Source organism: Mycobacterium sp. (genome assembly GCF_035506235.1).
In the GTDB taxonomy this organism is placed as follows: Bacteria; Actinomycetota; Actinomycetes; order Mycobacteriales; family Mycobacteriaceae; genus Mycobacterium.
In genome coordinates this window covers 1-8,396 of the sequence record NZ_DATJPU010000300.1, presented here as the reverse complement: position 1 = coordinate 8,396, position 8,396 = coordinate 1, and the positions used below count along the sequence as shown (strand labels likewise).

Sequence of the window (8,396 nt, the reverse complement as noted above, 5' to 3'; positions counted from 1 at the left end):
GCCGGTCGTGGTCTTGGCGGGTGCGCCGCAGTCAATGTCGGAGCGGGTGAACAGGCGCCGCAGCTCGCCTTGAGCGGCCAACTGCTCGATGTCGGCGAGCGGGGCGTCCATGTGTCTGGCCAGGCTCCGCAAGCCGGGGGCGCTGGTGCCGTAGGCCGGGACGGTGACAGGGCCGGTGTCGATGAGCTTGCCGCTCAGCAGATTTCGCACAGGGTCCCCGTTGCGGTATTCGAACTCGTCTGAGATGCAGACAAAGGTGAAGGAACTGCCGGGGTAGTCGCCCCGGGCGGTCGATTCGAGCACGTCCTGGCGGCTGGGCGCGAGGTCGCAGTCATAAGCTAAGCCCCGGTGGTCGACCGCGAGCCGTAACGTGCCGGAGTGGGTCGAGCCCAGCAGCAATCGTGGGTCGTGTTCCGCCCTGCACACCACGTCCCGCCAGCCCTCTGTGTAACTGTGGTCGAAGAACGCCGGCGAAACTTGCTCGTACCCGAACGCCATCCGGCGGGACAGTTGGCCGAATACGGCCCCGTACCCGAAGATGGTTCGCCCGGCACCGCCGGAGCGCAGCTCGATCAGGCCGGGCGTGAAAGCACGCTCTAGTGAGGAGACGGAGTCGTTGTCGGTTCCCGCGCCGTCCTCGAGCACGATTCCGAGCTCTTTGGCGCGGGCCCGAATCTTGGCTTTGATGGACGCGACTTCGGCCGGGCTGTGGTTGGCGATGACCTTGGCCTGGTGGATGCGGGCCCACGCGTTCAGCACTCGCTTGCGGGTGTTGAGCGGAAACGTGTTGTTGGGACCGGCGAACGGGCCTTCGCTGTCGGGATAGCGGTCGGTGGGTTCGTCGCTCATCTTCGGTCCTGCCAAGGATCGTCGCCGGGCCACTGTGAACGGAAGGCCAGCCAGTCGCGCCCGGCATGCACGACCACCTTCCCGCGGACGCTGACACGGACGTCGGCGGCGTCCCCGGCGAGGACAACCTGCCCTTCGCCTGCCGCGGCGGACAGGGCGTCGAAAGCCTCGTCGAGGCTGCAGCCGATCTGTTCGGCGATGGTGCGGGCCGCCAGGAAGCCGAGCAGGGTGCGCTCGGCGTCGTGTAGGGGGCGATCAAAAGCCGCTGTTTGTGTTGACGCGGCGGCGTGCTCGGCGGTGCGCCGCTCGAGCGCCTCGGCCACAGCCACCTCGAAGGCGTCGTCGGCATCGGCGGCTGCCCCGGCGATGATCTCGCGCGGGTGAGGACCCATTAGGCCACGTCCTTTCGCCTGCGGCTGGCCCGGTACGCTGCGACCGAGGCGCCGGTGATCGCCCACTGACGGCCGAACTTGGTGGCCTGAAGCCGGCCGTGTCGGATCAGATACGTCGTGCCGGCTGTGCTGATCTCAAGCAATTCGGCTGCCTCTCTGGTCGACATCGGTGCTCCTTCCACCATGCTGACAGCCTCCTCACCCTCGCTTGCGGCTGCGCAAGTCCCGGCCGGCGCCAGCTGGCAGGCCGCGGCGTTGAGCGCGTCCCGGACCGCCCCGAACGGCTCTCGGGGCGGGGCGCCGTAGCGGTCAGCGGCCAACTTCTCCAACACGTCGAGCAGCGCCACGACATATATCGCGGTCGGGTATGTGAGCTGCAGCGCGCCGTCGACGCAGCGAATGTGCTCCGAGAGGTCGACCGGTGAGCCGGGCATCACTCGGGGCCGCGGCGGTAGGCTGCCCGCACTTCCGCGGTGAATTCTTCTGCCAGCGCCTGCTGCGCCTGGTCGGGATCTGCGGAGAACAGGTAGGCCAACAGGTGGGCTTGGATGTAGTCGTCGAAGCGCGCGGTGCCCGCCTCGGTGCCAAGGAACTGCCGCAGCTCCTTGGCATAGCCGGCCACCTGGCCGAAGCGTCCCCAGACGCCCGGGGCGGGATTGGGGCAGGCGTTGATGGCGTCGAGGAGTTCGTCGAGGACGTGGGCGATGGTGTCAGGCTCAGGCGTCACGACACGCCCACCCGGGGCTCGCAGAAAGCGGACCGATCGGCCTGGCGGCCGGGATCGCAGTCGCCGCACTTGTACCCTCCGGGCGGCGCGTACCGCCGAAAGCATGTGCAGCACAAGCGGCGAGGCTGGCCGGTCATCGCAGGCCCTTGATGCACTCAGGTCCGATGCCGCGCATCTTGGAGTCCGGGTCGGTGAGGGTCTTGCCGCAGCAACCGCACCGGCCGGTTAATCGTCCGAACTCCTCGCGGTGCCAGTCCAGGTCACTCAGTAGAGAATCGATGTCGCAGCGTCGGCAGAACTCGGTGTCGTCCAGAGCGTTCTCGCGTAACTTGTCGAACGCCGCGCGGCTAGGTGTGGTCCCGGGTGCTAGGGCGTAGCTGCGTTTCCAGCCGTCACATCCGACTGTGCGGCCGTTTTTGTACGTCTGCGGGACCTTGCGCTCGAACAGTTTGTACCCGAGCAGGGTGTAGTCCTCGTCGTCGTCGTCGTAGACGGCGATGGCGTAGTGGCCGCGGGGGATGTCGTGCCAGTCGGTGGCCATGACGCGGCGCTCCCAATCGGTGGTGGTGTCGGTCATGCTGTTCTCCTTATTTAGATGGGTTCCGGCTGCCATTTGGTGACACCTGCGGCGGCGGGACATCCTTCGTCGTGCCAGATGTGTCCGACGACGTGGCGGCGGCCGGGTAGCAGCACGATTTCACCGGTGGCGTGACAGTCCCTGCAGGCGCCGGTCAAGCCGTGGAGGATGCCGGGTTTTCCGGTTTGTTCGACGCGGTCTTGCAGGTTGCGGATTTTGCGGACGGATTGTGGGTCGCGGGCGTGGCGGCGCTGGCGGCCGTTCATAGGGTGGTGCCTTCCGAGATGATGCGGCCGCCGAGGACGGCGACGGTGGTGGCGATCGCCTGATCGTGGGTGACCGGGTCGGTGGTGTCGGCGGGTTGGCCGGTGCAGCGCCGGTGGCGGGCGATGTGTTTGCACTCGGCGCACAGGCGGGTGATGTTGTGCGGGTGGAGTCGGGCACAGCAGCCGGCGCAGCGGGTAGGGATTCCGGCCATCAGGGGCGCTCCGCGAGTTTGCTGGCAGGCCAGCCGTGCCACCCATGCCACCCTGTTCTTATTTGAATTTGAAAACGCGTACGCGCGAGAAACAAACCAGCGGAGGGTGGCATGGGTGGCACGGTGCAGGTCACAGCGTTTCGCTCCCTCTCTGAGCGACGCTGACGCCGCGCCAAATCGTGGATCGTTTCCCGTGGATTTTTTTGCGGCCGCCGTCTTTGCAGCCTTGCTCGCGGAGGGTTGCTGCGATCTCGTTCATTCGCGGCGGTTCCTCGATGCCCTGTTCGCTGCACCAGTCGTCGAGCTCGTTCTTGATGTCGATGGAGTAGCACCAGGTGTTGCGGAGCCCGACCTCGGTGGTGTCGATCTCGAGCACTTCACGGATGAATCGCCCGATGATGTCTTCGTCGGCGCGGTATCGGCTTGTCGCGTCGCGCACTACGGAAGGCGGGCGTAGCCCAGCGCTGTTGTACTGGATGGCTCCGTCGACGATCCACCGCAGGATGCCGGGCGCCTCGGCCTGCAGCTTGCGGGCGAGTCCTTCGTCGCGTTCGTGCTCGGGGATGGTGACTTGCCACGGGACCAGCCGCAGTCGCCGCCAGATGCCTTCGTCCCGGCCACGGACGGTGGGCTTGTGGTTGGAGAACATGATCAGGCTGTGCGTGGGCCAAAACTCCCAAGCGTCTTCACGCATCCGCCGGCCTTTGAGCCGGTCGCCGCCGGTGAGGTTCTTGACGGCCTCGTCGTTGAGGGCCTCGTCGGCCTGGGTCTCGGAGGCCACCGCGAGGCGTTTACGGAACAGGTCAGCGACGACGGTGGGGTGTTGCTCGAAGCGCCCGGCGACGAGCAGGCTTTTGTGCGGCACGGTGGCGTAGGGGCCGAGGACGTGCTGGATGGCGCCGTGGAATTTCGATTTGCCGTTGCTGCCGTGGCCGTAGTCGATGTCGATGGTCTCGGTGGGTTCTCCGGTGGCGCCAGCACCGGCGCGCACCTGCAGGTAGTCAAGAACCGTGTCGTTGGGTTGCCAGCGCTGCAGGCATTCCTCCCACAGGGGGGCGGTGGCGTTCGGGTCATAGACCACGGGCGCCTGCATCGTGCATAGGTCGGCCGGGTCGTGCGGGCGCAGTTTCCCGGTGCGCAGGTCGATGCTGCCGTTGACCACATTGAGCAGCCAGGGATCGGCGTCGAGTTCTTCGTGTCCGACGAGGATGCCGGGGTGGCCGCGGGCGAGGCGGATCATCGCGGTGATCGCACTCGAGGAACACGAGCGCAGCGCCCACTCCCAGATTGGCTTGGCTTCCTCCTTGTCGCGGTTCGCGGTTTTCGCCGCAAGTTCGAAGAGGCCCTTGGCGACCTGTTTGGCGATCTCGGTGACGAGGGCATCTTTTTCGTCGATGATCCACCGGCCGCGCTGGTAGACGAGCCATTTTCCCCAGGCGTGGACATAGCGGAGCTGGTGCCCGGCGTGGGCGAGGAGTCGGGCGGCGTTGCCGATGTCGGTGGGGCGGTGTCCGTCGGGGAATTTGAACGCCCGGATGCTGTCGTCGCTGTCGGTCGGGCCGGTGTCTGCCGCGGTTACGGCCGCCCCCTTGTCGTGGGTGTGGTCGCCGAGTTCGGCGCGGCGCTGGTCGTCGGTTTTGGTGGATGTGCGTTGCTTGCCGAGTTTGAACAGGCCGCCGATCTCGTGGCGGGGGACTGTGTCGCCGGTGGCGGCGCGCAGCTCCTGGAGCCGTTGCTTCAGCAGGTTGTGCGCGGTGCGCCAGTCGGCTTCGGTGATGCAGCCCTGCCGCAGCGCGCAGGTCAGCCGGACGGCCTGGCTGGCGGCCCATTGGTGGCGGCCGCGGCCCTTGCCGGGCTTCGGGTTGGCGGGTGGCCCGTCGGAGGGTAGGCCGGCGAGGATCGCGGCGACGTAGCCACAGGTGTGGTTGGCGTATTGCCATTCGCCGGGGTCGCTGATCTGTTCGGTGTCGGCGTCGCGGTCGCCGGGTTCCTCGAGGATGCCGACCTCGGTGAGCCGCTCGTCTACCTCGGTGACGGTGAGCGGCCTGCCTTGGTCGTCGTGGGCGATGACGGGCAGGGGGCCTTGGCCGTTGGTGTGCTTGCAGTTGAGGGTGCCGGGGACGCGCATCATGCGCGATAAGTCGAAGACATTGTCGACGCCCGCGTTGAGCTTCTCGGCGACCACGTCGACCAGCCGCCCCCACCGCTTCACCAGCGCCCTGGCCGGGCCGATGTCACTATCGGTGATGTGCCCGTCGCTGATGGGCCAGTAGGGGTGTAGGCCGTGGCCGGAGTCGACGATGACGGTGGGGCGGGTGTCCAGGATGATGGAAAGGTTGGCGATGATCGCCTTGGCGACGTCCAGGGAGGGGCAGCCGCCCTCCTTGACGTCGAGATCGCACCACAGCCCGGTCAGCCGGGTCACGTCGGTTTCTTTGCCGCGGCCGGCGTTGCGGCGGGCCGGGCCGCGTACAGTGCAGACGCCGAAGTAGGTGTTGGCCGTCGCGGGGAGCTGGTCAACGGTGCCGGGTGCGTCGGCGGGCGGGTAGACGGCGGTGTGAAAAGTGCCGTCGGCGTCCTCGTAGCCGAGCGACGTGAATTCCCCGTCGCCGTGGCCGAGGACGCCGAGCAGCAGGGCGGTGAAGTCGACGGCGGCGGTCTTTTCAGTCATCGCCGCCCACCAATACGCGTCCGCGCCGGCCGGAACCGATATAATCGGTCACGTCACCCGCTTCCGGTTGCGGGGCGGGTGGCCATCGTTGGGGTGGTGCCCGGCGGTGATGGTGATGGTGGTGAAAACCGCTTCTGCGGAGGCCGGGTCTAGCGCCCGGCCTCTGTCATTGGGGGGGCCTCCGCGGGTGGTCATGCCGCGCCGTTCTGGGCGCCGGCGTGCAGGATCGCGGCGACGCGGTTGAGTTGTTCGTCGGTCAGCTTCGGAAAGCCGGCGACGACCGTCGCGACGTGTTCAGCGAGCCGTTCGGCGCGCAGGTTGCGGTAGGCCTCGGTCAGCGCGGGGTCGTCGGCGGGGCGTTCACCGGCGCGGATGCCACGTTTCAGGGCGGCGATGCGGGCGCGTTCGGATGTCCACGTGGACATGAAAAATGCCTCCTGGGCAGGGTGAAACACACCCTCGCCGTGGGGAGGCTTACCCGGTGATATGCCGTCACCGGTCGCACCGCCAATTACCGCGGCTGTCTAGATGCTACCTGCCGTAGAACGGTGATAGGTACCTGCGACACACGCTCATTTCCAGTCGTTTTCAGCAACCCTTGATAGGTGTCTTCCAACACTCGGCGCAATGTGATTTCTGTGACCTCCAACGACCGCGGGCACAGCTTGCACGGCCACACATAGGTGCTGCCCCTGTCCTCGTCGTGGGCGCCGTAACGCCGGTAAACGCCGGTCGGGTCGGGCCGCGTGTAGCGCCACTCACCGGCATCGAGGATAAGCCAGCGGACCTCGCCGTGAGGGAAGGTGAACCGGCCGAACGTCGCCACCTTCGCCACCTTGCCGCGTGCGTGCCGCGGGTCGTTGCATATGGCTTGGATGATGTGCTCAGGCTCAGGCATCGCCGGGCAGCTTCTTCGGGATGATGTCGACGAAGTCGAGGTCGACGATCCCGTCGCGGTCAACGCCTTTGGCCCCGTTGGTCGGTTTCACGATCACCGTCGCCAGTTCATCAATGACCTTGCCTTGCATGTCTGGGGGCAATGCGTCCCAACGGTTTTCGAGGTCGTCGGGGTCGCCGTCGAGTAGCACTATGGTGGGGCTGGTGCGGACCTGCTCGGCCAAGATCCGGTCGATCTCGCCGACGCGGCCGCGGTGCTCGGCGGTGCCGGAACGTAGTTGGCTGGCGTCGATCTCCCCGCGCGCGAACATGGCCGCCAGCTCGTCCATGCGCGATTGCAGCGCTTCACGGCGGGCATGCATCACCACGACGTCGAACCCCTCACGGGGGCGCAGCCGGGATGCGATGTCGTCGCGACGTAGGACACCTAGCACCACTTCGGTGACCAGTTCGTCGAGCGGGGCGGCGAGACGGGCGACGTGTTTGTGGGGTTTACAGCTGTAGAGCATGGGCCGCGCCGCTGACGGGAACGTGGCGTATAGCTTGCCGTCACAGACCCCGCACTGGTAGACACCCGAACCCATGTGCCTGCGCTCGAACGCGGTGGCCGGGCGGCGGGCCTCGTCGGACAGGTAGGCCACCAGGCCGCGGTGGGTGTCCTCATCGATGATCGCTTGCCATTCACCCCGCCCGACCACCTTGCCCTGGTAAACGACCAGCCCGGCGTAGACCGGCCGAACCAACACGCGCCGCAAGGTGAGGTTGGACCAGCGGCCACCGCCGCGTTTGGCGCTGCGGGGGGTGAGCAGTCCCCGCTCGTTCCATTCGGCGGCGATCGATCGCAGCGACCGGCCACCGAGGACATCGAGTATGGCTTGCCGTACAGCGGTGGCTTCCGGTTCCAGTGGTTCGCCGCGCTGGGTGTAGCCGAACACCCGGGGCTGATCGGCGCGCCACCGCCCGGGCCGGCGCGCGGCGCCCTTGCCGTCGAGTCCGGCGCGCTGCATGTTGGCGCGGCGCCGACGCTCGGCTTTCAGCTCGGACTCCTGACGGGATACCGAGCCGAGGATTCGGGCCAGCATCCGGCCGGTGGAATGCGACAGGTCGAGATCCCCGCCGTTGACCGTGGCGATCTGCACCCCGCGATCGGTGGCATCGACGAGACGCTCGAGGTCTTTCAGGGATCGGTAGAGCCGGTCGGGTTGCCAGCAGATAATGGCGTTGACCTCGCCGCGTTTGATCGCGGCCAGCATCGCCTCGAACCCAGGACGGGCCGATCCGTCGTAGGCGCTGATGTCGTTGTCGGAGAAGTGCTCGACGATGGTCCAGCCGAGCCGGTCGGCCAGAACGGCGCAGTCGTCGTACTGGCGTTGTACGGCTAGCCGTTCACCGGTCGCGTCCTGCGACACGCGGGAATATAGCGCGGTATGCACACCTTGTATTATAGTGGTGACACCGGCACAAGCCTAGTCAACGTCGTCCAGCCCTCCAGGCACCCGCTGCTGTCGGAAAAGATCGGGTAGAAGTGGTCGAAGGTCCACCCCGAGTCGTAGACGTCGATGTCGTCGGCCGCTTGCCAGACCGCCAGCATCTGGGGCCAGGTGGTGTTTTGGGGTGAGGTTTTGAATGCAAATCGCATGAACCCGACGTTAGCCGGGCTTTACTAAGGGAAACTAAACTCGTCAGACGATGACTTCCACCCTGGGCCTCGAGACCAAGATGACGCTGCTGGCGGCCGGCCTGATCTTCCTGCTCGCACTGGTTCTCGGCGTCTGGAAATACCGCCAGATCATGGCCGCCGAGGA

Annotated in this window: 10 protein-coding genes and 1 pseudogene; all 11 read right to left on the bottom strand. The window is 66.7% G+C overall.

The window, feature by feature from the left end; translation table 11 throughout:
* Positions 1 to 849 (bottom strand): HK97 family phage prohead protease (locus VMD50_RS28055; protein ID WP_325432948.1); only part of this gene is annotated, 849 nt, incomplete at its 3' end.
* Entirely contained in the window at positions 846 to 1,241 is a 396-nt protein-coding gene (locus tag VMD50_RS28050) for a hypothetical protein (protein WP_325432946.1), read from the bottom strand. The genes VMD50_RS28055 and VMD50_RS28050, both read right to left, overlap by 4 nt.
* Entirely contained in the window at positions 1,241 to 1,675 is a 435-nt protein-coding gene (locus VMD50_RS28045; protein ID WP_325432944.1) for a helix-turn-helix domain-containing protein, read from the bottom strand. Before VMD50_RS28045 ends, VMD50_RS28050 begins: the two co-directional genes overlap by 1 nt.
* Positions 1,675 to 1,968, bottom strand: coding sequence for a hypothetical protein (locus VMD50_RS28040; RefSeq protein WP_325432942.1), 294 nt, complete (start codon positions 1,966 to 1,968; stop codon positions 1,675 to 1,677). The genes VMD50_RS28045 and VMD50_RS28040 overlap by 1 nt, the downstream gene beginning before the upstream one ends.
* Positions 1,969 to 2,101: 133 nt before the next feature.
* Entirely contained in the window at positions 2,102 to 2,545 is a 444-nt protein-coding gene (locus VMD50_RS28035; protein ID WP_325432940.1) for a DUF6011 domain-containing protein, read from the bottom strand.
* 14 nt (positions 2,546 to 2,559) lie between these two features.
* Positions 2,560 to 2,811 carry a hypothetical protein gene (locus VMD50_RS28030; RefSeq protein ID WP_325432938.1) on the bottom strand — a complete coding sequence of 84 codons (252 nt, stop codon included), beginning with the start codon at positions 2,809 to 2,811 and terminating at the stop codon, positions 2,560 to 2,562.
* Positions 2,808 to 3,023, bottom strand: coding sequence for a hypothetical protein (locus tag VMD50_RS28025; protein ID WP_325432936.1), 216 nt, complete (start codon positions 3,021 to 3,023; stop codon positions 2,808 to 2,810). Before VMD50_RS28025 ends, VMD50_RS28030 begins: the two co-directional genes overlap by 4 nt.
* A 130-nt stretch (positions 3,024 to 3,153) precedes the next feature.
* Positions 3,154 to 5,694 carry a DNA primase family protein gene (locus tag VMD50_RS28020; protein ID WP_325432934.1) on the bottom strand — a complete coding sequence of 847 codons (2,541 nt, stop codon included), beginning with the start codon at positions 5,692 to 5,694 and terminating at the stop codon, positions 3,154 to 3,156.
* Positions 5,695 to 5,885: 191 nt separating this feature from the next.
* Positions 5,886 to 6,119, bottom strand: coding sequence for a F0F1 ATP synthase subunit delta (locus VMD50_RS28015; protein ID WP_325432932.1), 234 nt, complete (start codon positions 6,117 to 6,119; stop codon positions 5,886 to 5,888).
* Positions 6,120 to 6,584: 465 nt separating this feature from the next.
* Positions 6,585 to 8,024, bottom strand: a complete 1,440-nt coding sequence (locus VMD50_RS28010) for a recombinase family protein (protein ID WP_325432930.1) — start codon at positions 8,022 to 8,024, stop codon at positions 6,585 to 6,587.
* 29 nt (positions 8,025 to 8,053) lie between these two features.
* Positions 8,054 to 8,230: pseudogene (locus tag VMD50_RS28005) on the bottom strand (LLM class F420-dependent oxidoreductase); the annotation flags it as partial.
* Positions 8,231 to 8,396: the final 166 nt, after the last annotated feature.